General features: G+C 69.9%; 19 protein-coding genes. 4 read left to right on the forward strand and 15 right to left on the reverse strand.

Annotation, left to right across the window (positions count from 1 at the left end):
- Positions 1-40 precede the first annotated feature (40 nt).
- From prfB to CRP50_RS16465, 3 genes are all read right to left on the reverse strand, one after another.
- Positions 41-1,172, reverse strand: a protein-coding gene (gene prfB, locus CRP50_RS16455) for a peptide chain release factor 2 (RefSeq protein ID WP_097280267.1) whose coding sequence is annotated in 2 segments (ribosomal slippage) — positions 41-1,102 and positions 1,104-1,172 — 1,131 coding nt in all. Because the reading frame shifts where the segments join, the coding sequence is not laid out codon by codon here.
- Between the two features lie 137 nt (positions 1,173-1,309).
- Complete coding sequence (locus CRP50_RS16460) at positions 1,310-4,015, reverse strand: penicillin-binding protein 1A (protein WP_097280268.1); 2,706 nt, start codon at positions 4,013-4,015, stop codon at positions 1,310-1,312.
- A 117-nt stretch (positions 4,016-4,132) separates the two neighbouring features.
- Positions 4,133-5,404 (reverse strand): N-acetylmuramoyl-L-alanine amidase, encoded by a 1,272-nt coding sequence (locus CRP50_RS16465; protein WP_245913504.1) that lies wholly within the window; start codon positions 5,402-5,404, stop codon positions 4,133-4,135.
- A 632-nt stretch (positions 5,405-6,036) separates the two neighbouring features.
- On the opposite strand from CRP50_RS16465, the gene CRP50_RS16470 reads away from it, so the two are divergent.
- A complete protein-coding gene (locus tag CRP50_RS16470) occupies positions 6,037-8,652 on the forward strand; it encodes an Rne/Rng family ribonuclease (protein WP_097280269.1) in 2,616 nt (871 codons plus the stop codon).
- A gap of 85 nt (positions 8,653-8,737) precedes the next feature.
- Here CRP50_RS16470 and CRP50_RS16475 read toward each other — a convergent pair whose 3' ends face one another.
- From CRP50_RS16475 to CRP50_RS16495, 5 genes are read right to left on the reverse strand one after another with little or no spacing between them, the layout of a single operon-like run.
- Positions 8,738-9,079 carry a helix-turn-helix domain-containing protein gene (locus tag CRP50_RS16475; RefSeq protein WP_217992062.1) on the reverse strand — a complete coding sequence of 114 codons (342 nt, stop codon included), beginning with the start codon at positions 9,077-9,079 and terminating at the stop codon, positions 8,738-8,740.
- A 49-nt stretch (positions 9,080-9,128) separates the two neighbouring features.
- A complete protein-coding gene (locus tag CRP50_RS16480) occupies positions 9,129-9,476 on the reverse strand; it encodes a hypothetical protein (protein ID WP_097280270.1) in 348 nt (115 codons plus the stop codon).
- A 28-nt stretch (positions 9,477-9,504) separates the two neighbouring features.
- Positions 9,505-10,428, reverse strand: coding sequence for a 3-hydroxyacyl-CoA dehydrogenase NAD-binding domain-containing protein (locus CRP50_RS16485; protein WP_097280271.1), 924 nt, complete (start codon positions 10,426-10,428; stop codon positions 9,505-9,507).
- Position 10,429: 1 nt separating this feature from the next.
- Positions 10,430-11,590, reverse strand: a complete 1,161-nt coding sequence (locus CRP50_RS16490; RefSeq protein ID WP_097280272.1) for a pyridoxal phosphate-dependent aminotransferase — start codon at positions 11,588-11,590, stop codon at positions 10,430-10,432.
- A 7-nt stretch (positions 11,591-11,597) separates the two neighbouring features.
- Positions 11,598-12,965, reverse strand: a complete 1,368-nt coding sequence (locus CRP50_RS16495; protein WP_097280273.1) for a gamma-glutamyltransferase — start codon at positions 12,963-12,965, stop codon at positions 11,598-11,600.
- A gap of 151 nt (positions 12,966-13,116) precedes the next feature.
- Between CRP50_RS16495 and CRP50_RS16500 the strand changes: the two genes are divergently transcribed.
- Positions 13,117-14,400, forward strand: coding sequence for a M48 family metalloprotease (locus CRP50_RS16500; protein ID WP_245913505.1), 1,284 nt, complete (start codon positions 13,117-13,119; stop codon positions 14,398-14,400).
- Positions 14,401-14,471: 71 nt separating this feature from the next.
- Entirely contained in the window at positions 14,472-15,242 is a 771-nt protein-coding gene (locus tag CRP50_RS16505; protein ID WP_097280274.1) for a DsbA family protein, read from the forward strand.
- A 217-nt stretch (positions 15,243-15,459) separates the two neighbouring features.
- Here the strand turns inward: CRP50_RS16505 and CRP50_RS16510 are convergent, their stop codons facing one another.
- The 7 genes from CRP50_RS16510 to CRP50_RS16540 form a co-directional block, all read right to left on the reverse strand.
- Positions 15,460-16,593 (reverse strand): DUF2336 domain-containing protein, encoded by a 1,134-nt coding sequence (locus CRP50_RS16510; protein WP_097280275.1) that lies wholly within the window; start codon positions 16,591-16,593, stop codon positions 15,460-15,462.
- Positions 16,594-16,761: 168 nt separating this feature from the next.
- Positions 16,762-17,190 carry a universal stress protein gene (locus tag CRP50_RS16515; protein WP_097280276.1) on the reverse strand — a complete coding sequence of 143 codons (429 nt, stop codon included), beginning with the start codon at positions 17,188-17,190 and terminating at the stop codon, positions 16,762-16,764.
- Between the two features lie 26 nt (positions 17,191-17,216).
- Positions 17,217-19,889 (reverse strand): TRAP transporter permease, encoded by a 2,673-nt coding sequence (locus tag CRP50_RS16520; RefSeq protein WP_097280277.1) that lies wholly within the window; start codon positions 19,887-19,889, stop codon positions 17,217-17,219.
- Positions 19,890-19,974: 85 nt separating this feature from the next.
- A complete protein-coding gene (locus CRP50_RS16525; protein ID WP_097280278.1) occupies positions 19,975-20,955 on the reverse strand; it encodes a TAXI family TRAP transporter solute-binding subunit in 981 nt (326 codons plus the stop codon).
- A 288-nt stretch (positions 20,956-21,243) separates the two neighbouring features.
- The gene (locus CRP50_RS16530; RefSeq protein WP_097280279.1) at positions 21,244-22,083 is read right to left on the reverse strand and encodes a 3-keto-5-aminohexanoate cleavage protein; all 840 of its coding nucleotides are present in this window, start codon (positions 22,081-22,083) and stop codon (positions 21,244-21,246) included.
- Positions 22,080-23,414 (reverse strand): aspartate aminotransferase family protein, encoded by a 1,335-nt coding sequence (locus tag CRP50_RS16535; protein WP_097280280.1) that lies wholly within the window; start codon positions 23,412-23,414, stop codon positions 22,080-22,082. The genes CRP50_RS16530 and CRP50_RS16535 overlap by 4 nt, the downstream gene beginning before the upstream one ends.
- Positions 23,411-24,349, reverse strand: coding sequence for a MurR/RpiR family transcriptional regulator (locus CRP50_RS16540; RefSeq protein WP_176525220.1), 939 nt, complete (start codon positions 24,347-24,349; stop codon positions 23,411-23,413). The genes CRP50_RS16535 and CRP50_RS16540 overlap by 4 nt, the downstream gene beginning before the upstream one ends.
- Before the next feature lie 204 nt (positions 24,350-24,553).
- On the opposite strand from CRP50_RS16540, the gene CRP50_RS16545 reads away from it, so the two are divergent.
- Entirely contained in the window at positions 24,554-25,069 is a 516-nt protein-coding gene (locus CRP50_RS16545; RefSeq protein WP_097280282.1) for an adenine phosphoribosyltransferase, read from the forward strand.
- The last annotated feature ends 20 nt before the right edge of the window (positions 25,070-25,089 follow it).

A 25,089-nucleotide genomic window follows, 5' to 3' on the forward strand; every position in this document is an offset into this window, starting at 1 on the left:
CGCCGGCCGGCCCCGTCTCCGCACAGAGAAGCGGCGGGCCTCAGCCCGCCGCCGTCTCGCCTCGCCGTTCGGTGCCCGTCAGCTTCGACGCCAGGGACGCCTGCATGAACGGGTCGATGTCGCCGTCCAGCACGCCCTGGGTGTCGGAGGTTTCCACCCCCGTGCGCAGGTCCTTCACCATCTGGTAGGGCTGCAGCACGTAGGAGCGGATCTGGTGGCCCCAGCCGATGTCGGACTTGGCGTCCTCGGTGGCCTGGGCCGCCTCCTCGCGGCGGCGCAGTTCCGCCTCGTACAGGCGGGCGCGCAGCATCTTCATCGCGTGATCGCGGTTCTGGTGCTGCGAGCGTTCCGACTGACACGCCACCACGATGCCGCTCGGCATGTGGGTGATGCGCACGGCCGACTCGGTCCGGTTCACGTGCTGACCGCCGGCGCCCGAGGCGCGGTAGGTGTCCACGCGCAGATCCTTGTCGAGGATCTCGATCTCGATGGTGTCGTCCACCACCGGATAGACCCAGACCGACGAGAAACTGGTGTGGCGCCGCGCCGCGCTGTCGTAGGGCGAGATGCGCACCAGGCGGTGCACGCCGCTCTCCGTCTTCAGCCAGCCGAAGGCGTTGTGGCCCGAGACCTTGACGGTGGCCGACTTGATGCCCGCCTCTTCGCCGTCGCTCTCTTCCACGTATTCCACCTTGTAGCCGTGCTGTTCGGCCCAGCGGGTGTACATGCGCAACAGGATCTGCGCCCAGTCCTGCGCCTCGGTGCCGCCGGCGCCGGCGTTCACCTGGAGGTAGCAGTCGTTGGAGTCGGCCTCGCCGGACAGCAGGCTTTCCAGCTCCGCCTTGGCGACCTGATCCTTCAGCGCCCGCAGGCCCTGCTCGCCCTCGACGACGGTGTCCTCGTCGTCCTCCATCTCACCCAGTTCGATGAGCGTCAGCGCATCGTCCAGATCCTTCTGGATGCCGTGGTAGCGGTCGAGGTTGGTCTGCAGCTGCGTGCGCTCGCGCATGAGCTTCTGGGCCCGCGCGGCGTCGTTCCACAGGTTGGGGTCTTCTACGATCGCGTTCAGCTCGTCGAGCCGTCTTACAGCCTGATCGTAGTCAAAGATGCCTCCTCAGCAGTGCCATCGACTGCTTGATCTCGGAGACCATGGTTTCGGTTTCGGCCTTCATGTTCATCCTCCCATGACGGCATGAGGGTCTTACTTACGGAAAAGACGCCGCCGGAACAACCCTTTCGCGCCGACCGTGCCGAAAGAGTCGGGGCGCCGCCCTTGCAGGCGGCGCCCCGATCCCGGTTGCGGCTGGCGTCAGTACAGGCCGCCGGCCGTCGGCGCGCGGGTGGCGCCGCCGCCGTCGCCCGGTGCACCGCCCGGCATGCCGGGAACGGCGCCGGTCTCGGACCAGGCATCGCCCTCGCCGGCCCCGAAGCCGTCGCCGGTGAAGCCCTGCGGCCCCACCGCATAGTCCGGCTCGCCGACGCGCTGGCTGGAGTACGGCGTCTGGCCCGGCTTGAAGGCCTCCAGGATGACGCGGCCGGTGCCCGGCATGGCCGGCAGGCCGCTGTCGTGGTCGACGCGCACCAGCTGCACGCCCGAGGGGATGCGGAACGGCGTCGCCTTGCCGTCGAGCGCCGCGGCCATGAAGTCCTTGAAGATGGGCGCCGCCACCGACGAGCCGGTCTCCTTCGGGCCGAGCGTCTTGGGATCGTCGAAGCCGACGAAGACGCCCACCACCAGGTCGGGCGAGAAGCCGACGAACCAGGTGTCGAAGCTGTCGTTGGAGGTGCCCGTCTTGCCCGCCAGGGGCACGCCCAGTTCGGCGATGCGCTGGCCGGTGCCGCGCAGCACCACGCCTTCCAGGATGGAGGTCATCTGGTAGGCCGTCACCGGGTCCACCAGTTGCTGCCGCGCATCGGGCACCGCCGGCACCGCCTGCTCCTGCCAGAACACACCGCCGCAGTCCGGGCAGGTGCGGTCGTCGTGGCGGAAGATGGTGTGGCCGGTGCGATCCTGGATGCGGTCGATGAGGGTCGGCGTCACCTTCTTGCCGCCGTTGACGATCTGCGCGTAGGCCGTGGTCAGGCGCAGCACCGTCGTCTCGCCGGCACCGAGGGAGTAGGACAGCATCTCGGGCATGTTGTCGAAGATACCGAAGCGCTCGGCCATCTCGGCCACCTTGTCCATGCCGACGGCGTGGGCGAGGCGGACCGTCATCAGGTTGCGCGACTTCTCGATGCCGATGCGCAGGGTCGACGGGCCGTAGAACTCGCCCGAGTAGTTCTTCGGGCGCCACTTGGGCAGGCCGGGGCCCTGGTCGAACTCCACCGGCGCGTCGAGGATGATGGACGACGGCGTGTAGCCGTTCTCCAGCGCCGTCATGTAGACGAAGGGCTTGAACGACGAGCCGGGCTGGCGCCACGCCTGGGTGGCGCGGTTGAACTCCGACGCCTCCAGCGAGAAGCCGCCGACCATGGCGAGCACGCGGCCCGTGTGCGGGTCCATGGCGACCATGGCGCCGTTGACGTTGGGCACCTGGCGCAGCAGGAAGCGGTTGGGCACGTCACCGGCGGTGGCGGCGGCCGGCTGGACGCCCTCCTCCGCCTTGGCCGCCTTGGCCCCGGCCTCTTCCACCAGCACCAAGTCGCCCACCTTCACCACGTCGGCCATGGACTTGGGCGCAGCGCCGAAGCGCTGGTTCTCCAGCCACTGGCGAGCCCACTTGGTGTCGTCGAAGGTGAGCGTACCGGCGCGGCCGCGCAGGCCGATGCGGGCTTCCTTGGGCGAAACCTCCAGCACCACGGCCATTTCCCACTCGGGCAGCGCGCCGCCGGGGCGCGGAACGTCGCCGAGCTTGCGCGCCCAATCTTCGGTGCCGTCGAAGTGCGCGACCGGACCGCGCCAGCCGTGGCGGCGGTCGTAGTCCATCAGGCCCTCGCGCATCACGCGGGTGGCGATGCCCTGCAGGCGCGGCTCCAGCGACGTGCGCACGGCGAGGCCGCCCTTGTAGAGCATGGTGTCGCCGTAGCGCTGCTGCAGTTCGCGGCGCACTTCCTCGGCGAAATAGGCGCCCTCGGCGACGATCTGCGTCTCTTCGCGCGGGCGCACGATCAGCGGCTCGTTCCACGCCTGCTCCGCTTCCTCGCGGGTGATGCGGCCGTCTTCGAGCATGCGCCCGATGACCCAGTCGCGGCGGCCCTTGGCGGCCTCGGGGTGGCGGAACGGGTTGTAGTTGTTGGGCGCCTTGGGCAGCGCCGCCAGATAGGCCATCTCGCCGATGGACAGCTGATCGAGCGACTTGTTGAAGTAGTTCATGGCCGCCGCGGCGACGCCATAAGACCCGCCGCCGAGGTAGATCTCGTTCAGGTACAACTCCAGGATGTGATCCTTGGAGAAGGCCTGCTCGATGCGGAAGGAGAGGATCGCTTCCTTGATCTTGCGGTCGATGGAGACCTCGTTGGTCAGCAGGAAGTTCTTGGCCACCTGCTGCGTGATGGTCGAGGCGCCTTCGGGGCGCCGGCCGCTGCCGTAGTTCTTCACGTTGGTGACGACGGCGCGCAGCAGGCCTTTGAAGTCGAGGCCGGGGTGCGTGTAGAAATTCTGGTCCTCGGCCGAGATGAAGGCGTCGATGACCAGCCGGGGCATGGCCTCCACCGGCACGAAGACGCGCTTCTGCACCGCGTATTCGGTGATGAGGCGGCCGTCGCCGGCGTAGATGCGGGTCGACACCGCAGGCTCGTAGTCGGCCAGCTGGGTGTGGTCCGGCAGGTCGCGGCCGTAGTAGTAGAGCGCCCCGGCGATGATCGCGACGCCGACGATGGCGCCGAGGAACGCGAGGCTGAGCGCGCCCACCACGAAGCGGCCGAACAGCGAACGCCGCTTGCGCGGTGCCCCTTGCGCGCCCTTCCGCGTCTTCTTCGCTCCGTCGTCGCCGCCGCCTTTCGGCCGCCGCGGGCGGGGAGTGTCGTGCGGGTCGCGCTCGGCGCGCAGCTCCGGCTTCCTGGTCTCGTCCGTCATCCTGTCGGGTATCCGTGATCGCCCGTGGTAGGGCCCATGCCCTCATCAACGTGTCGCGGCGCGGTATAGCACGACACCGGGGCAACATTAAGGCCGGAGGGGTGCCGGGGCTGCCCCTTACGGACGATAGGCCTTCTGCGTTCGGCTGAAGAAGCCGTCAAGCGTCCGTTCCAGCGCCTTGCCCAATTTCGCGCGATAGGCCGCCTGGCGCAACAGGCGTTCCTCGTCGGCGTTGGACAGATACCCCATTTCGACGAGGATGGAGGGCACGTCCGGCGCCTTCAGCACGGCGAAGCCGGCGAAGCGGTGGCTCTGGCGCAGCAGCTTGACGTCGCGCTGCAGCTCGTCGATGAGCTGCTCGGCGATACGCGACGACAGGTTCATGGTCTCGCGTTGGGCGAGATCGATGAGGATGTTGGTGACCTCGACGCTTTCGTGGCTGAGGTCGATGCCGGCGATGATGTCGGCCTTGTTTTCCTTGTCGGCGAGCGCCGCCGCCTCGGAGTCAGACGCCTTCTCCGACAGGGTGTAGACCGACAGGCCGCGCACGGCCGGGTTCTTGATGCTGTCGGCGTGCAGCGAGATGAACAGGTCGGCATCGTGCCGGCGCGCCACCTCGAAGCGGTCGCGCAGCGGCAGGAAGATGTCGCGGTCGCGCGTCAGCACCACCTTGAAGCGGCCCGACTTCTGCAGGATGTCGCGGAACTCGCGCGCCGCCGCCAGGGTGATGTTCTTTTCGTAGACGCCCGAGGCCCCGATGGCACCGGGGTCGACGCCGCCGTGCCCGGGATCGAGCACGATGACCTTGGGGCGGTTGGGGTCGCGCGGCGGCTGCGTCGCCTGCGGCGCCGGCCGCAGGGCGGCCTCCTGCACGCCGCCGGTCGGCTCGGGTGCCGTCTTCAGGCTGCCGATGCGACGCTCCGGCCCCGCCGCGGCGAGGAACTGCGCGGCGGTGGTTTCCTGCAGGTCGAGCACGAAGCGCCAGCCGGCCTGCCCGTTGGGCGGCAGCAGGAAGGCCTGCTTGACCGTGGCGGGACGCACGAGGTCGAGCACGACGCGCGACTGGCCGGGCTGGAAGAGGCCCCAGCGCAGGGCGGAAACGACGCCCTTGGCGGGCGGCAGGTTTTCCTCGCCGAAGCTCCACTCCACCTCGGGCAGGTCGAGCACGATGCGGTTGGGCTCGGTCAGCGTGAACAGGCTGAAGTCGATCGCCTGCGACACGTCGAGGACGAAGCGGGTGAATTCCTGGTGATTGCCGAGCCGCACGGCGGAGGCGCGCACCGCCGCCCACGCCTCGGACGGGCGCAGAACGCCACCGAGTGCGGCCGTGGCGGCGGCACCCAGCATCACCATGCGTCGCGTCACTGTCGGGAAGGGCCAGGCGGCCATGATCCCCCTCGCGGCCGTCGTCTGCGGTATGGGCTCGTCGGGAAGGCAACCTGCCCAGTTAACAAACGCTTAAGCAGGTACCTTGATAAAACGGATCATCCCCGAATCGGAGTCGGGACGCAAGGAAAACCCGCGCGACTCCGCAGATTCTTCGACGCAGGGCGCATCCGTCGCCCCTGCCGGACGGCTGTGGCGGGCAACAAACCGTTGTGCGGGGCGCCGCCCGTCGCTATGTTGGACTTGCGAATTTCCGCTGTCGGCGGAAATCCCTGCCGCCCGGTCGCGATGCTCCGGGTCCGGCGCCCGAATGGGGCGGCCGGATCGGAACGGCGCCTCCCGGCAGACGGACTCCCCGGGCTCCCCGCCCGGCCGCCGCCGACGGCCTGTTCGAGATTTTGTGTCCGAGGCCTTCATGCAGTCCCGCGGCATTCCGATGTCGATGCACCCACCGACCGTGCCCGCCGTGCCCCTTCGGGCGCCGCGCGGGGCGAGCGCGCCGCCGTGCGCGCCGTCGGGGAGTGAACGCATCGCCGTCGCCGCCGCCGTTTCCGCACCCGGCCTCGTCGGATCGACCTCCCGTCCAGGATGGCGCACAGATCGCCGCCGGGCGGGACTGCGGAGTCAGACAGTTAATGGTCAAGCGTATGCTCATCGACGCCACGCACTCGGAGGAGACCCGGGTCGTCGTGGTGAACGGAACCCGCCTGGAAAGCTTTGACGTCGAAACCAGCACGAAGAAGCAGAACAAGGGCAACATCTACCTCGCCAAGATCGTCCGGGTGGAGCCGTCGCTCCAGGCCGCCTTCGTGGATTACGGCGGCAACCGGCATGGTTTCCTGGCGTTCAGCGAAATCCACCCCGACTACTACCAGATCCCCGTCGCCGACCGGCAGGCGCTGCTCGCCGAGCAGCAGGCCGAAGCCGCCCGCGAAGCCGCCGAGGCCGAAGCCGCGGAGAACGACGACGTCGACGATCTGGGCGGCGACGAGGCCGAGGAAGAGCCGGCCACCCGCTCCCGCCAGCGCTCGACGCGCAACTACAAGATCCAGGAAGTCATCAAGCGCAAGCAGATCATGCTGGTGCAGGTGGTCAAGGAAGAGCGCGGCAACAAGGGGGCGGCGCTGACCACCTACATCAGCCTCGCCGGCCGCTACTGCGTGCTGATGCCCAACACCGCCCGCGGCGGCGGCGTGTCGCGCAAGATCACCTCGGCGCAGGACCGGCGTCGCCTGAAGACCATCATGTCCGACCTGGACGTGCCGGGCGGCATGGCGGTCATCCTGCGCACCGCCGGGGCGGAGCGCAACAAGACCGAGATCAAGCGCGACTACGACTACCTGACGCGCACCTGGAACCAGATCCGCGAGAACACGCTCGCCAGCCGGGCGCCGGCGCTGATCCACGAGGAAGCCAACCTCATCCGCCGCGCCATCCGCGACGTCTATTCGGCCGACCTGGAAGAGGTGCTGGTCGAGGGCGAGGAAGGCTATCGCCTCGCCAAGGACTTCATGAAGACGCTGACGCCGAGCCACGCCCGCAAGGTGCAGCGCTACCGCGACCCGATCATGCCGCTGTTCCACCGCTACCAGGTGGACAGCCAGCTCGACGCCATGCACAGCCCGACCGTGCAGCTGCGCTCGGGCGGCTACGTGGTCATCAACCAGACCGAGGCGCTGGTCGCCATCGACGTCAACTCGGGCCGCGCCACCAAGGAGCGGCACATCGAGGAGACGGCGCTCAAGACCAACCTGGAAGCGGCGGAGGAAATCGCCCGCCAGCTGCGCCTGCGCGACCTCGCCGGCCTCATCGTCATCGACTTCATCGACATGGAGGAGAGCCGCAACAACGCGGCCGTCGAGAAGCGGCTGAAGGAAGCACTGAAGAACGATCGCGCCCGCATCCAGATGGGCCGCATCTCCGCCTTCGGCCTGCTGGAACTGTCGCGCCAGCGCCTGCGCCCGTCGCTGATGGAAACCAGCTTCCACGCCTGCCCGCACTGCGGCGGCACCGGCATGATCCGGTCCACCGAGTCGACGGCGGTGCACATCCTGCGCATCATCGAGGAAGAGGGCGTGCGCCAGCGCTCGACCGAGGTGACGGTCACCGTCCACCCGACGGTCGCGCTCTACATCCTCAACTACAAGCGCCAGGCCATCGAGGACATCGAGGGCCGCTACGCCATCAGCGTCTTCATCCAGGGTGACGAAAGCCTGATCCCGCCCGACCACCGCATGGAGCGCGTGAAGGGCGACCGCAAGGAAGAGGTGCGCCTGACCGACCTGCCGCCGCCGGTGATCGACGCCGACGAGGACGAGGACGAGAGCGAAGACGTCGCCGAGGAGGTCGAGGCCGAGGTCGAAGCTCCGGCCGCTGCGGCTGCGCCGGCGCCGGTCTCCGAGAAGGTGGCCGAGCGGGCCGAGGCCGGCTCCGACGAGGACGGCGAGTCCGACGACGGCCGCAAGCGCCGCCGCCGCCGCCGCCGCCGTCGCGGCAAGCGCAACGGCGACTTCGAGACGCAGGGCGAATCCGCCGCCGACGCCGTCGGTGTCGAGGACCAGCTCGACGAGGACGCCGAGGGCGAGGAAGACGCCGAGACCGAAGCCGAGGGCGATGCCGAGGCGGAAGGCGAAGCTGAAGGCGAAGGCACCGATCTCGGCACCCTGGAAGGGGAAAGCGAGAGCGACGCCGACAAGCGCCGCCGCCGCCGCTCCCGCCGCGGGGGCCGCCGCCGCCGCAAGGGTGGCGTCGAGGGTGACGACCAGCAGCCCGCCGTCGCCGCGGAAGGCGCCGAAGACGCGGCCGAGCCGGCCGAAGTGGCCGTCGCCGACGAGGACGAAGGCGGCGCCCTGACCCCGCCGGCCGACGACGAGGAGGCCGCTCCGGCCGCCGCCGATCAGGCCGAACCGGCCCGCAAGCCGCGCCGCCGCCGTGCCAAGGCCGACGAACCGGCCGCCGACGAGGCCGCCGACGCCGAGGGCCGCACCGCCCGTGGTCGCGGCCGCCGCCGCGCCGCCGCGCCGGTGGACGAGGTGACCCCGGCCGTCAGCGAGCCGACGGAACTGGCCGAAGCCGTGGCCGAGGAAGAAGCCCGCATCGAGGCCTCTCCGGCGCCTGCCCCGACCGAGGAACCTGCGCCCGCGCCGCAGCCCGAGCCGGTCGCCGCCGCCGAACCGGAACAGCCGGCCGCCCCGGAAGAGCCGCAGGAACCGGCGAAGCCGCGCCGCGGGTGGTGGGAACACTCCCTCTGACGGCAGTGCCGAACGAGCACGACGAAACGGGCGCCGGAGTTTCCTCCGGCGCCCGTTCTCTTTTCCGATCTGTAGGGTGGGTGCCTTACGCCGCCAGCACGGCCTGCACCGCTTCCGGATTGCGGGCGATGACGGCGAGCAGGATGCGGCTCGCCGTATCGGGGCTGCTACGGCCCTGCTCCCAGTTGCGCACGGTGGCGACGTCGAGCCCGAAGCGCAGGGCGAAATCCTCCTGGCTCAGGCCGGTACGCTCGCGGATGGCCTTCACGTCCACCTGGGCCGGCGCCTGATAGGGCACGGCGGTAATGCCGCAAGCCGCCAAGTCGGCCTCCAGCGTCGCGCGATCCTCCACCATGGGCAGCTCCGCGATGGCCCGGCCGGTCTCGGCCAGGGCGGTCATGGCGCGGTGAGCCTGACGCATGGTCATGTGACGGCGCACGAGCGCGTCTGCCGCGTCCACCGTCCGCGGCGGCGCGTCAGTCGCGGGCAGCAGCAGGATCCGCACGGCGGAACCGGAGGACACCCGGTCGACGCCCTGGACCTGCACCCGTGGTCCGAACCGCTCCCTCAAGGACGATTTCATCGCAGTCCACAGCCTCCATCACGGCCTGCGCGAGCCAGCGCAGGCGCACCATTCCGAACTGGCGAGGCCCCATGTCCTCGCCATGGGTGTGAACGCCCGAAAGAACCATGCGGCGGTCCACGAACCGCACCTCGGCCAGCATGGCGAGCGTTCCGGCCGGCGTCGACAGGCGAACCGTCAGCGCATTGTCCTCGGAAAGATCGTCGGTGACGACGATGCGGATGTCGGCGGCCGTCCACATGGATTATGTACGCAAGCTGCGCAGCATTTCAAGCCCCGCCCCGCGCCGTCGCCAACGCCTTCAGCACCGCCACCAGGGCGGCGTCGCGCTCGGCTTCCAGCTCGGGCAGGCCGCGGCCGGCGGCTTCCGCCTCCACCCCCGCCACCAGCGCCGCCTTCACCGCATCGGCGAGGGCCGGGGTGCCGAGGTCGGCCCAGCGGCGTTCCTGCGCCGGCCCCAGATGGTCCAGATAGGCCTTCAGGCCCCCTGCCCCGCCGCCGAGGTGATAGAGCATGTGCGGCCCCATCACCGCCCAGCGCAGGCCGGGGCCGAAGGCGACGGCCTTGTCCACGTCCTCGACGTCGGCGATGCCCTCGGCCACCAGATGCACCGCCTCGCGGTAGAGAGCGGCGGCGAGACGGTTGGCGACGTGTCCCGTCGCCTCGCGCTTCACCAGGATGGTCTGCTTGCCGAGGCTGTCGAAGAAGGCCCGCACCGCCGCCGTCACCGCCGGATCGGTGGCCGCACCCGGCACGATCTCCACCAGCGGCACCAGGTGCGGCGGGTTGAAGGGATGCGCCACCAGCAGGCGCTCGGGGTGGGCCAGCCCCTCCTGCAGGGCCGAGGGCGGATGCGCCGTGGTGCTCGACGCGATGGGCACGCCCGGCGTCGCCGCCGCATCCAGGTCGGCGAGCAGCGCTTGCTTGGCTGCCAGGGCCTCCGGCCCCGCCTCGATGACCAGATCGACGCCCGCCACCGCCTCGGCCAGGGGCAGCACCTGCCAGCGTCCCGGCGTGGCGGGCGGCGCCTCCAGCTGGCGCAGAGCCGTCCAGGCGCGGGCCTGCATGGCCTCGATCCGCGCCGCCGTCTCCGCCGCCGGATCGACGACGCGCACCGCGTGGCCCTTCCAGGTCAGCAGGGCCGTCCAACTGGCACCGATGAGGCCGGCGCCCACCACCGCGACCACCGCCACGTCAGCGCCTCCAGGCGGTCAGGGCGGCGACCGCTTTCTCCATGTCCTCGGTGGCGCCGGCGAAGGAGAAGCGCACGAAACGGTCGCCCTCCACGGCATCGAAATCGACGCCCGGCGTCGCCGCCACCCCCGTCTCGGCCAGCATGCGGCGGCAGAAGCCCAGGCTGTCGTTGGTCAGGTGCGCCACGTCGGCATAGAGGTAGAAGGCGCCGTCGGCAGGTGCCAGACGGTCGAAGCCGGCGCCCGGCAGGCCCTGCAGCAGCACCTCGCGGTTGCGGGCGTAGCGGGCGACGTTGGCCTGCAGTTCGTCCTCGCAGTCGAACACGGCGATACCGGCGTGCTGCGACAGGGTCGGCGGGCTGATGAACAGGTTCTGCGCCAGGCATTCCACCGGCCGCACCATGTCCTCGGGCAGCACCAGCCAGCCGAGGCGCCAGCCGGTCATGCAGAAGTACTTGGAAAAGCTGTTGATGATGATGGCATCGGGGGCGAAGCCGGCCACGGTCTCGGCGTCCATGCCGTAGGTGATGCCGTGGTAGATCTCGTCTGACACCAGCCGCACCTTGTGGGCATCGCACCACGCCGCCACCCGCCGCAGCTCGTCGGCGGGCATGACGGTGCCGGTCGGGTTGGACGGGCTGGTGACGATGAGACCGTCGAGCGTCGCCGCCGTCTCGCCCAGGCCCTCCAGCACCTCCACCGTCGGCTGGAAGCGGGTGGCGGGTCCGACGGGTACGGGCACCGGTGTGATGCCGAGCGCCTTCAGGATATGGCGGTAGGCGGGGTAGCCCGGCTGGGTGACGCCGACGCGGTCGCCGACCTCGAACGCCGACAGGAAGGCGAGCACGAAGGCGGCCGACGACCCCATGGTCGCCACCACCCGCTCCGCCGGCACGTCGACACCGTGGGTGCGGGCGTAGTGGCCGGCGATGCGGCTGCGCAGCTCCGGCAGGCCGAGGGCCACCGTGTAGCCGAGCGGCTGGCCGGAGGCGAGCAGCGCCTGCACCGCCTCCGCCGCCCGCCGCGGCAGGCCGGTGGAGGGCTGGCCGACCTCCAGGTGGAGTGTCGCACCGCCGGCGGCTTCCCGCTCGGCGGCGGCGCGCATGACGTCCATGACGATGAACGGGGGGACGGTGCCGCGCTGGGCGATCTTCAATGCCATACGCCGCTCACTCCCGCCCGACGACCATGCCGTAGCCGCTGGAGCGGCTGTCGGTGACGACGCGGCAGCTCGACGGGTTGGGCGGAATGCCCTGGCCGCAATGGGCGGCGTTGACGAGGCCCGAGATTTCGTCGCGGCCGGAGATCACCTCGCCCAGGGCCGCCTGCAGGTCGGCACCCTGCTCCAGCGCCCGGCCGGCGATGCGGCCGATGGACGAGGCGGCGGCGGCACCGCCGGCGGCGCCGGCAAAGTAGAACTCCTTCACGTTGGGGTTCACGGCCATCAGAAGGCCGATGGGCTGGCGCACCGCGCCCGGCTGCGGCGGCGGCACGGCGATGAGCATGCCGCTGCCCGGCGCCATGCCGCCGGCGCCGAAGGGGCCGTTCATGGTCAGCACGCAGGCGACGGCCCCGCCCTCGTTGTCGACCACCACGAGGCCGGAGGAGCCCGGCGCCGGCTGGCCACCCTGCTGCGGCACCGCGCCCCCGGCGGCGACGGCCTGGTAGACCTGCAGCGTCTCCGTCCCCGGCACGCCGGCCGGCGGGGCGGCGACCACCTCGTTGCCGCGCATGGCGGTGGCCGGCTCCAGCCAGCGCGGGCGGTAATCGCGCAGGGAGTCGAGCGTCAGGGCGAAGCCGACGCGGCGGTAGGCCGCCACCAGGTCGCGCGCCATGAGGCCCTGATAGAAATCGCCGACGCCACGCAGGCGGATACGAGCGAGCGAGGCGCCCAGGTTCTCCTGCACGAGGCGCGAGCCCTCGCCGGGCGACATGCCTTCGCTGTCGGCGAAGGTGCGCACGGCTTCCATGTCGTTGCGCAGCACCGCACCGCCGGCGACGAATTCCTTGGCGAGCGCCCGCGAGGCCGGGAAGCCTAGGCGCGCCATCTGTTCCGCCGGGGCGAGCAGGCTCTCCCACCGCAGCTCGCCGTACTTGGCGTGCAGGGCGAACAGGCCGCGCGGCAGGCCGGGCACCGCCGCCGGGAAGCGGGCGCCACCGTCGATGGGGGCGAAGCCGGGCAGGAACTCGAGCACCTCGACCTTCTCGGTCTCGGACCCGTGCACCAGACAGATGCCGCCGCCGAGGATGCCGGCCGACGACGGCAACGTCACCGCCATGGTGAAGGCGGCGGCGACGGCGGCGTCGGCGGCGGTCCCACCGGCCGACAGGATATCGCGGGCGGCGAGCGCGGCGTGCGGCTCGTCGGCGGCGACGAGGCCCGCGAAGCCGGTCACCGCTCCGATCTGGCCGCGTTCCACGTCCGAACCGCCGGCGCAGGCGGTCAAAGCGAGGGCGGTGGCGACCGCGACACCCAGGCGGGCGGTGCGGCTGCGTTGACGGCGCTGCGGGCGGTCACTAGCTTCAGGGGACAACATCGAGGGTCGGTCCTTGATCAAGCACGTGTTCTTTCGGGCGATGGCCCGGCGGCGGAATGCCGGCAGGCGCTTCGCCTCGCTGGCAGTGGTCGTGGTTACGGCGGTCGCCCTGGTCCTGGCAAGCCCTGCCCGGCCGGCGTTCGCCCAGGGTATGTCCCTGATCCGCGACGCGGAAATCGAAACTACCATCCGCGGTTGGGCCGCGCCACTGCTGCGGGCGGCGGGGGTCGCCCCGGAGTCGGTCAGCATCAGCCTGGTGCGCGACGAGTCGCTGAACGCCTTCGTCACCCTCGGCAACAAGCTCTACCTCCACACCGGCCTGCTGAAGCGCAGCGAGAACGCATCGCAGGTGATCGGCGTGCTGGCGCACGAAATCGGCCACATCGCCGGCGGCCATGCCGTGCGCCTGAAGGACGAGATGGAGACGGCGCAGATGCTGTCCATGATCGCCGCCGCCCTCGGCATGGCGGCGGCGGCCGGCACCGGCCGCGGCGACGTCGGCGCGGCGGTCATCATGGGCGGCGGCCAGGCGGCGCTGAAGAACCTGTTCAGCTTCACCCGCACCCAGGAAAGCGCGGCCGACCAGGCGGCGCTCAAGTACCTCAACGCCACCGGCCAGTCGGCGGCGGGCCTGCTGCAGTTCTTCGAGATCCTCGGCGACCAGGAACTGCTGCTGACCAGCCAGCAGGACCCGTACGTGCGCACCCACCCGCTGACCACCGAGCGCATCGCGACGGTGCGCAACGCCGTGGAACAATCGGTCTATCCCGAGGTGCGGGAGACGGCGGCGGACCAGGTCGCCCACGACCGCATGGTGGCGAAGCTGTTCGCCTTCCTCGAAACGCCGGGCCGCACCTTCCAGCGGTATCCCGAAACGGACGAAAGCGTCCCCGCCCGCTACGCCCACGCCATCGCCTACTACCGGCAGGGCAAGCTGGCCCAGGCCGTGCCCATCATCGACGGCCTCATCGAGCAGTACCCGCAGGACCCCTACTTCCACGAACTGAAGGGCCAGATGCTGCTGGAGAACAGCCGCGTCGCCGACAGCATCGGCTCCTACCGGCGGGCGGTGGACCTGCGGCCCGACGCGCCGCTCATCCGCATCTCGCTCGCCCATGCGCTGATCGAGACCCAGGACGACACGCTCCTGCCCGAAGCCCAGAGCCACCTGACCGAGGCCCTGAAAACCGAGCGCGGCAACGGCTTCGCGTGGCGGCTGCTCGGCACCACCTACGGGCGGGAGAACGACATGACCATGGCGTCCTACGCCATGTCCGAAAGCGCGCTGCTGCAGGGCGACCCGAGCCAGGCGCTGTTCCACGCCAGTCGGGCGGAACAGGGGCTGAAAGTCGGAGACCCTACCTGGCTGAAGGTGCAGGACGTGAAGCAGCGGGCGCAAAATCTCATGGAGGAGATGAAGCGCCGCGGCGGCTGAGCCTTGCATCGGTCCCGCCGCGTCGCCATCATCGCCGCAACCAACCTTTCCACTCCTATCGGAAGACCCGCATGATTCGCCTGCTTTCGCCGTCGCGGCGCACCCTCGCGGCCGCCGCCGTCGCCCTGGCCGCCGCCGTCGCCGCGCCCGTGCCCGCCGCCCACGCCGCCGACGCCCTGAGCGCCGCCCAGGCCGACCAGGTGCGCGACATCGTCCGCCAGTACCTGATCGAGAACCCGGAAGTGCTGGTCGAGGCCATGCAGGCGCTGGAGGCCAAGCAGCAGGCCGCCGCCGAGCAGGCGCAGCAGGACGCCCTGAAGACCCACGCCGAACAGATCTTCCGCGACCCCGGCAGCCCGGTGTTCGGCAACCCCGACGGCGACGTGACGCTGGTGGAGTTCTTCGACTACCAGTGCGGCTACTGCAAGGCGGTCCACCCGTCGGTCCTGAAGGCCATCGGCGAGGACAAGGGCCTGCGGGTGGTGATGAAGGAATTCCCCATCCTCGGCCCGGCCAGCGTCTACGCCTCGCGCGCCGCGCTGGCCAGCCGCGAGCAGGGCAAGTACGAAGCCCTCCACAACGCGCTGATGAGCCACGACGGCAAGCTGGACGAGGCGACCGTGGACCGCATCGCCGGCAAGGTCGGGCTCGACATGGAAAAGCTGAAGAAGGACATGGCGGCACCGGCGGTCGACGATCAGATCGGCGTCACCATGGCCCTCGCCCGCGCCCTCGGCATCCGCGGCACCCCGGCCTTCGTGGTGGGCGACACTCTGCTGCCCGGCGCCGTGCCGCTGGAACGCCTGAAGCAGGAAATCGCCAAGGCCCGCGAGGCGGGGTGACGGCGAAGGGGCGGCGCCATCGCCGCCCCTCGGTCGTGGAGAACGCCGCACCCACGGCGACCGTCGGTGACGCCGTGGATGGCCGGGTCGGGGCCCGGCCATGACAATTTCTTATGTGCTCTCAATACCTTGTCATGCCCGGACTTGATCCGGGCATCCACGGCTCCACGGCCGGTTGCCGTCCTGCACGCCCCACAGCCGACCCAGGGCGAACCCCTCACGCCCCGACGTGCAGCGTCGGCGGCAGGGTGTTCATCTTGGCGAGCAGGTATTCCAGGTCGCTGTTCTCGAAGTCGACGCCGAGGTCGCCGTACTGGGTCAGCACGCGCTCGATCATGCGGCGGGAGTAGCGTTCGCGGTCGTTTTCCTCGCCGTCGTAGTCGGTTTCCCGCGCCACGTCGACGGCGGCCCGCACCGCCGGGTAGAAGGTCTTCGGCAGGCCTGCCTTCTCGAAGATGCCCTTGAGGCCGAGCGAGCCGGCATCGTGGATCAGCTGGCGGGCATTGATGATGGGAATGCCCGCCCGCACCGCCAGGGCGTATTCGCAGAACTTCACGTCGCCCATGCACACCGCCCGCAGGATGATGGAAGGCGTCAGGCGGCCGTGGTCCTGCATCTGGATGACGAGGCGCTCGACCTCGTCCTCGGTGCTTTCGCTCGACAGGCCGATGGTGGCGCGCTCGCGGCTCTGCAGCACCAGGTCGGCGGCCACGTCGGCCGGCAGCTCGTGGTTCTCCAGGATGTGGGAGCGCAGCGTTTCCGACACCCGCGTCACCAGCTTCTCGGCGACGGTCACCGGCAGCACGGCGCGGTGGGCGAGCGGGTTCTGCACGGCCTCTTCGTCGCCGAAGCGGTCGACGATGCGCAGCAGCGCGCTTTCCGAAAGCTCGGCGCCCTCGTTGCCGGCCAGGGTCGCAGCCACCTCGACGTCGCCGCGCTCGACCAGTTCGTCGGCGACCTTGGCGTCGACGGTCTCGCGGCGGGCCACCGCCTTCTGCTTCTCGCGGTCCTGGCTGCGGACGATCTCCACCAGGTCCTCGGTGTTGAGCACCGTGGAGAATTCGAGGATCGGCAGCGCCACCTGGGTCACGTCGCGGGCCAGGCTGAGCGCCACGTCGTGCGGCACCAGCGGATTTTCCTTGAGGTTGACCGCCAGCGCCCGGCGCACGCGGACTTCGGCGTCGCGCACCATGATGCGGAAGATATCGACCGCGAGCTGGCGCTCGGACTCCGTCAACTCCAGCTCGCCGAACTGGCGGGCGAGCTTGTCGGCGGTCTCCGACCGCGCCTCCCCCGAGGGATCGGACAGGAGGCGGTTGACGTCTTCTGCGGTAAGCTTCTGTTCAGCCATGGCCCGGTCTTGCCGTCCCTGCACGTGATGGCGCCGCATCCACCGCAGGCGCCTGCGAAAGCGCCACGGTAGGTCTTCCTGTTCTCTTTGTATACGGGTAAGTGCCCTGCGGCAATGACGCGCGTCACTCGCCGCAGGGAGTATCGGACTGCAGATGTCGGGTGACGGCTACTCGCGCACCACGAGAACGCTCACGTCGGCATGGCGCACCACCCGCGCGGCGTTGGGGCCGAGCAGGTAATCCTTCAACTCCGGCCGGTGGGCGCCGATGACGATGAGGTCGGCCTTGGTCTTTTCCGCCATGCGCAGCACGGTCTCGTAGACGTTCCCCTCGCCGACGATGTGCTGCACCTTCATGCCCTCGGGAAGGTGGGGCCGGATCTCCTGGCGCAGGCGCTCCAGCAGCTTGCCGGCCATCTCCTTCTCGTAGCCCTTGGGGAAGAACTGGCCGACCATGCTCATGCCGAAACTCGGCAGCACGGTCATGACGTGCAGCGTGCCGCCGGCGAAGCCGTTCAGCTCCGCCGCCGTCTTCAGCGTCGCGCGCAGGTCGCTCGGATCGTCGAGATCGATGGCGACGAGGATGTCGTGGTACATGCGTCGGTCTCCTTGCGCGGCGGCGGTCAAGCGGGCGCGTGGGCGGCGGCGCCCTGCTCGGCGCGGCGGCGGCGGAGTTGTACCGCCACCAGCCCGCCCAGCAGCAGCAGCGCCGGAATGTACATGAGTTCCTTGGGCGGCACGTCGGCATCCAGGCGCACGGCCTGCAGCTCGAAGTCGAAATCGACCCCGGCCTGTTCCGCCGGGCCGCCGAAGGCCAGCAGGTCGACGAAGAGCTTGCCGTCCTCCTCCCGCGTCGCCGTGATGCCGGCATTGGCCAGCCGCTCCTCGAAGGAGCCGGCGCCGCCCAGCGGCAGGACGACGGTGCGCTCCACCTCCTCGCCCTCGATGGTCATGCCGGCGACCCGGAACGGCAGGCCGGCGTCTGGGCGCGCGCCCTCCACCGCCTCGACCATGCGGTCGGCGCCGACCCACTCGGTCGGCGGATAGATCATGTCCATCCAGTAGCCGGGGCGGAACAGGGTGAAGGCGACCAGCAGCAGCACCGCCGTCTCCCACAGCTTGGTCTTGGTGAAGAACCAGCCCTGGGTGGCGGCGGCGAAGGCGAACATGGCGGTCACGCCGATGACGAAGACCATCAGCGCGTGCCAGACACTATGCACGTCGATGAGCAGCAGGTCGGTGTTGAAGATGAACAGGAACGGCAGGATCGCCGTGCGGATGTCGTAGGCGAAGCCCTGGATGCCGGTCTTGATGGGGTCCGACTTCGCTATGGCCGCCGCGGCGAAGGCCGCCAACCCCACCGGCGGCGTGTCGTCGGCCAGGATGCCGAAGTAGAACACGAACATATGCACCGCGATCAGCGGCACCACGAGGCCCGCCTCGGCGCCCAGGGTCACGATCACCGGTGCCATCAGGGTCGAGACGACGATGTAGTTGGCCGTCGTCGGCAGCCCCATGCCGAGCAGCAGGCTGATGAAGGCGGTGAAGATGAGCATCAGCATCAGGTTGCCGCCGGAGATGAACTCCACGAACTCGGTCATGACGAGGCCGATGCCGGTCAGCGTCACCGTGCCGACCACGATGCCCGCCGCCGCCGTGGCGACGCCGATGCCGATCATGTTGCGGGCGCCCATGACGAGGCCCTCGAACAGCTCGTGCAGGCCGGTGCGGGTTTCCTCCGCCAGGTCGCCGGCCCTGCCGAGCAGGGTCTTGAGCGGCCGCTGGGTGAGCGCGATGAAGATCATGAAGCAGGTGGCCCAGAAGGCCGCGAGGCCCGGCGACATGCGTTCGACCATCAGGCACCACACCAGCACCACCACCGGCAGCAGGTAGTAGAGGCCGGCGCGCACGGTCGGGCCGACCGGCGGGCATTCCTCGATGTCGGTGGCGTGCGACAGTTCGGGCTCGCGCACCGACACCCACAGCAAGCCGGCATAGGCGATCAGCAGGGCGGCGCCGGCGATCCACACCGTGGCCTCGCCGAACACCGTCTTGCTCCAGCCGAGGCCGTAGTAGACGGCGGCCGACAGGATCACCAGGCCGAAGAAGGTGAAGACTGCCGACAGCACCGCCCGCTGCCACGATCCCGCGTGCGGCCGCGGCAGGCCGCGCAGACCGGCCTTCTCGGCCTCCAGGTGCACGATGTAGACCAGCGCGATGTAGGAGATGAGCGCCGGCATGATGGCGTGCTTCATCACCTCGATGTAGCTGATGCCCACGTATTCGACCATCAGGAAGGCCGCCGCGCCCATGATGGGCGGCGTCAGCTGGCCGTTGGTCGACGACGCCACCTCGACGGCGCCCGCCTTTTCGGGCGTGAAGCCGACGCGCTTCATGAGCGGGATGGTGAAGGTGCCGGTGGTCACCACGTTGGCGATGGACGACCCCGAGATCAGGCCGGTCAGCGCCGACGACACCACCGCCGCCTTGGCCGGGCCGCCCTTGAAGTGGCCGAGCATGGCGAAGGCGACGCGAATGAACCAGTTGCCGGCCCCGGCGCGCTCCAGCAGCGACCCGAACAGCACGAACAGGAAGACCATGCTGGTCGAGACGCCGAGCGCCACGCCATAGACGCCCTCGGTGGTCAGCCAGTAGTGCGACGCCGCCTTGTTGAGCGACGCCCCGCTGTGGGCGATGACGTCGGGCATGTACGGCCCGCCGAAGGTGTAGATCAGGAACACCGCCGCCACCACCATGAGCGGCGGCCCGAGCGCGCGGCGCGTCGCCTCCAGCAGCAGGATCATGCCGACGCCGGCGACCACCAGGTCGATGGTGGTCGGCAGGCCGGGGCGCTGCGACAGCGCCTCGTACTGGTACCACAGGTAGCCGGCACAGACGGCGCCGACGGCGGCGAGCACCCAGTCGAGCACCGGCACGCGGTCGCGCGGGCTCGATTTGAGGGCCGGATAGGCGGTGTAGGCGAGGAAGATGGCGAAGGCCAGATGGATGGCGCGCGCTTCCGTCGAATTCAGCACGAAGCCCATCACATAGGGCAGCGGCGAGGCGTACCACAGCTGGAACAGCGACCACGCCAGCGCCGTGCCGATGAGCAGCTTGCCGGCGGCGCCGGCCGGAGCGCGCGAGCCGGTTTCCGCTTCGGCGACGAAATCCTGGTAATTCTCGTCGGCCTCGCCCGGGCCGTCGCCGACGGGCTTGCCGATGTCGGCTTCGCGGGGCGGGGCGCCGGCGGGGGCGCGGGGCTTGGTCGGATCGTCGTCGGGGCGGTGCTCGGCCATGGCGGTGTTTCCCGATGCTATCAGGGCAAGACGGGGGAGCCGGTGACGGCTCCCCCGCTCTGCTGGGACTGCGACGGCAGCCGGATCACTTCAGGAGGCCGGCTTCCTTGTAGTACTTCTCGGCACCGGGGTGCAGCGGGGCGGCCAGGCCATCGGCCACCATCTGCTCCTTCTGCAGGTCGGCGAAGGCCGGGTGCAGCTTGCGGAAGTCGTCGAAGTTCTCGAACACCGCCTTGACCACGTTGTAGACGGCCTCGTCCGACACCCGCGCGGTGGTGACGAAGGTGGCCTTGGGGCCGAGGGTGGTCACGTCGGCGTCGGTGCCGTCGTAGGTGCCGCCGGGGATGGTGGTGAAGGCATAGGACGGGTACTTCTCGACGAAGGCCTCGGCCCAGGCGCCTTCCATGGGCACCAGCACCGCGTCGCAGGCCGTGGTCGCTTCCTTGACCGAGCCGTTGGGCACGCCGGCGGTGTAGGAGATGGCGTCGACGCGGTTGTCGCACAGGGCCTGCGCCTGCTCGGCCGGCTTCAGCTCGGCGGCGAGCGAGAAGTCGCCGGTGGTCCAGCCCAGCTGCTCGAGGATGAGCCCCATGGTGGCGCGCTGACCGGAGCCCGGATTGCCCAGGTTGAAGCGCTTGCCCTTGAGGTCCTCGAAGGTCTTCACGCCCGAATCGGTGCGGGCGACGATGTGCAGCGGCTCACCGTGAATGGAGAACACGGCGCGCAGATCCTTGAACGGCTCGGCGAAGTCGCCCTCGCCGTCCCAGGCGCGGCCCTGGACGTCGGACTGCACGACGCCGAACTCCAGCTCACCCTGCTGCAGCGCATTGATGTTGTAGACCGAACCGCCGGTGGATTCGACGGAGCAGCGGATGCCGTGGTCCTTGCGGTCCTTGTTCACCAGACGGCAGATGGCGCCGCCGGTCGGGTAATAGACGCCGGTGACGCCGCCCGTGCCGATGGTGACGAACTGCTGGTTCTGCGCGGCGGCCGGCGTGGCGTCGACGAAGGCCGAAACGCCCAGCGCCACGGCGGCGGCGAAGGTGATGGCGCCAAATTTCTTCATTTCGAAGCTCCCTTGAACTGTTGGTCGGCAAGGCCGGCGCAATGCATGCCGGTCCGGACGGTGGGCGAGCCCGCGACCGCGCCGCGACCGCTCGCCCCAGGGCCGCCGGGCGGCGGCCGAAGTCCCATGGTCGCCGCGCGGGCGGCGGAAGCCCGCGGGGCGGGACCCGAACAGTCGGCGGATCGATCGACACCGTCGAATGGTTGTATCGGCATCGTAGCGCGATGCGCCGGATGTTCCACCAAAAAAGTCCGACGAACTAAGGTGCTTATTGGTTTTGCATCGCCGTCATCGGAACAATCGGAGCATGTCTCGCGCCTGCGCCGCAGTAGCCGGGCGACGGCCCAGCAGGCGGCCGCCCTGGGCGACCTGGGCGACCAGATCGGCGTTGTCGGCGGCGAGCGATCCGTCGGCGCGGTGCAGGTTGTTCTCGAATCCGACGCGGGCGTGGCCGCCGAGTCCGACGGCGGTGAGCACGCAGGCGGCTTCGCGTCGGCCGAAGGCGCAGACGCTCCACAGCCCGTCACGGGCCGCATCCCACCGCTCCACGAAGGGGAGAACATCGCGCGGGTCCGACTCCTGATTGCGCGTATAGCGTCCAAGAACGAACAGCACGTGCATCCGGTTGCCGGGAATCACGCCGCGGCGGCGCAGATCGCGCATGCGGTCGAGATCCTCGCCGGAATAGAGGATGTACTGCACCAGGCACTCCCGCTCGTAAAGCTCGCGTAGGAAGGCCTCCCCCGCCGCCTCGTGGTCGGCGTCGGGGATCAGTTCGCGCACGGCCAGCGACACGGCTTCGGGCTCGACGGCGCGCACCACGGCCATCTGCTCGGGCGCGGTGTAGCGGCCGACCGCTTCGGTGGTGATCTGCAGGATCAGGTCGTCGCCGACAGTCGACCGCACCGCCGCCATGGACTCGCGGTAGAGGCCGGCGTCGAGGATATGCCCGCCCTCGGCATCGCGCACGTGCAGGTGGAGCATGCAGGCGCCGGCGTCGCGCCAGCGCACGGCGCCTTCGGCCATCTCCGCCGCCGTCAGGGGAATGGCGGGGTGGTCGGACTTCACCTTGCGGGCACCGTTGGGCGCCACGCAGATCATCAGGAATTCGGGCTCGGGACTGGTCATGGCGCCACCTCGGCAAAGACGTCGGTCAGCGAGGCGGCCAGCTTGTCGACCAGTTCGCCGACCTGCGCCTCGCTCAGGATGAACGGCGGCGCGAGAAGGGCGTGATCGCCGGTGCGGCCGTCGATGGTGCCGCCCATGGGGTAGATCATCAGGCCGCGCGCCAGCGCCGCCTTCTTCAGCCGCGCATGAAGACGCTTCGCCGGGTCGAAGGGCTGCCGGCTCACCCGGTCGGCGACGAGTTCCAGCCCGAGGAACAGGCCGCGGCCGCGGATGTCGCCGACGTGGGGATGGTCGCCCAGGCGGTCGCGCAGGGCGTCCATCACCGCCGCGCCCTTGGCCTGCACCTCTGCCATCATGCCGGGCTCGGACAGCCGGTGCTGCACGGCCAGCGCGGCGGCGCAGGCGGTGGCGTGGCCCATGTAGGTGTGGCCGTGCTGGAAGAAGCCGGTGCCGTCGCGGAAGGCATCGTACAGCCGGTCGTGCACCAGCACCGCGCCGATGGGCTGATAGCCGGCGCCGAGGCCCTTCGCCACCGTCACCAGATCGGGCACGATGCCTTCCTGCTCGTAAGCGAACAGGCTGCCGGTGCGGCCCATGCCGCACATCACCTCGTCGAGGATGAGCAGCACGCCGTACTTGTCGCAGACCTCGCGGATGCGCCGGAAATAGCCCGGCACCGGCGGCAACGCGCCGGCCGTGGCACCGACCACCGGCTCGGCGATGAAGGCCGCCACCGTCTCCGGCCCGAGGCGCAGGATCTCGGCCTCCAGCTCGGCGGCGAGGCGGGCGCCGTACTGCTCCGCCGTCTCGTCGGCGCGGCGGTCGCGGTACTCGTAGCACGGCGCGACGTGGCTCACTTCGATGAGCATGGGCTCGAACTGCGCCCGCCGCCACTGGTTGCCGCCGGCCGCGAGCGCGCCGAGCGTGTTGCCGTGGTAGCTCTGGCGTCGGGCGATGAGGCGGGAGCGCGACGGCTGGCCGATCTCCAGGAAATACTGCCGCGCCATCTTGAGCGCCGCCTCCACCGCCTCCGACCCGCCGGACACGAAGTAGACGTGATCCAGCGGCCCGGGTGCCGCGTCGGTCAGGGCCTCGGCGAGGGCTTCCATGGGCTCGTTGGTGAAGAAGCCGGTGTGGGCGAAGGGCAGCTTGCGCACCTGCGCCGTAATGGCCTCGATCACCGCCGGGTCGCTATGCCCGAGGCACGAGACGGCGGCGCCGCCCGAGGCATCGAGGTAGCGCTTGCCGGTGGAATCGAGGATGTAGCAGCCGTCTCCCTCCACGGCGACCGGATAGTCGGCATGGAGCTGGCGGTGAAACACACGGGTCATGGGCTTTTCCGTCTGCGTCGGGGTTCCTGCCAATAGGCGTTGAAGCGCGCCAGTTGTTCCTCGGCGGTGCTGATGGCATCCAGCGCCTCCTCGCCGCCGTGGGCGACGACGGCGGCGACCAGCACCTGCACCACCGACATGGCCGGCACGATGGAGGAGAAGAAGCTCGGGCTCGCCGTCTCCACCGCCAGCACGTGCCTGGCGCGGAGCGCGATGGGCGAGACGACGCTGTCGGTGACGGCGATGATGGTGGCGCCGGCATCGGCCGCCACTTCCGCCGCCAGCACCGTGTCGCGGGCATAGGGGCGGAAGCTGAAGCAGATCAGCGCATCCTGCGGCCCGATGCCGCGCAGGCCGTCGAACACCGTGCCGGCGGTGCCGTGCACCAGCGTCGAGTTGGGATAGGCCATCTCGTAGGCATAGTGGAAGTAGTGGGCCAGCGAGAACATGCTGCGCAGGCCGAGCACGTAGACGCAGCGCGCGTTCACCAGCGTCTCGCGGCAGCCGAGCAGGGTCGCCACCCGGTCGTCGTCGTGCGCCATCTGGGCGAGCGCGGCGGCGTCCACCTCCAGCATCTCGCGCACGAGATCGACCGTGCCGGCCTCGCCGCGGGCCTGCAGGGTGCGGGCGCGGGCGACATAGGCGCCCTCGCCGCCGCGCAGCCAGGCGCGGTAGGGCTCGCGCATGGTCTCGAAGCCGTCGAAGCCGAGGGCGCGGGCCAGCCGCACCATGGTCGACGGTTTCACGCCGGCGTGCTGGGCGAGGCGGCGCATGGACGTCAGCGCCACTTCCTCGGGATGGGCCAGCAGGTAGCGGCCCGCCTGCTTCAACTGCGGACTGAGGTCTTCGTACATCGCCTGGATGCGTTCCTGCACGCGGGCGACGTCGAGGTCGGCCGCATCTTCCGACGCGACCGGGTCTTGAACGATGGCCATGCTTTTTGTCCCGGCCTTGGTTCCTCCGTCCGGAAACGTTAGGGCCATGCGCACGAGACTGCAACGTTTGATTCATTTCGCTTCAGAATCGGATCATCCTGCCCATGGCGACGGACGGCGGCACTTGGTCTTTGACCCCATGACTGTTCGGAGTAGGATGCGACGATCCTTCCCCATTTCGCGCCGAAAGAGGCCTGCCCCGCGATGGACATCCGCGACCATATCCGCCAGATTCCCGACTTCCCGAAGCCCGGCATCAATTTCTACGACATCTCGACGCTGCTCGCGCATCCCGACGCTTGGCAGGTGAGCATGGGCCGGCTGGCGAAGAAGGTGTCGGTGTGGCAACCCGACGTGCTGGCGGGCATCGAGTCGCGCGGATTCCTGGTTGCGGCGCCGCTGGCACTCAAGCTCGGGCTCGGATTCGTCATGGTGCGCAAGCCGCGCAAGCTGCCCGGCAAGGTGATGCGCCACGAATACTCGCTCGAATACGGCACCGACACCGTCGAGATCCAGGCCGACGCCGTGCAGCCGGGGCAGCGCGTGGTGGTGTGCGACGACCTGCTCGCCACCGGCGGCACCGCGCAGGCCGCCGTCAACCTGTTCCGCGAGGCCGGAGCGGAGGTGGTCGGCGTCGCCGCCATCATCGAGCTGTCGTTCCTGGAAGGCCGCAAGCGCCTGGACGTGCCGTTCGACGCCCTGATCGCCTACGACGAGTAAGCACACCCGCTCCACCGCGC

The organism is Caenispirillum bisanense (assembly GCF_900230255.1).
Lineage (GTDB): Bacteria > Pseudomonadota > Alphaproteobacteria > Rhodospirillales > Rhodospirillaceae > Caenispirillum > Caenispirillum bisanense_A.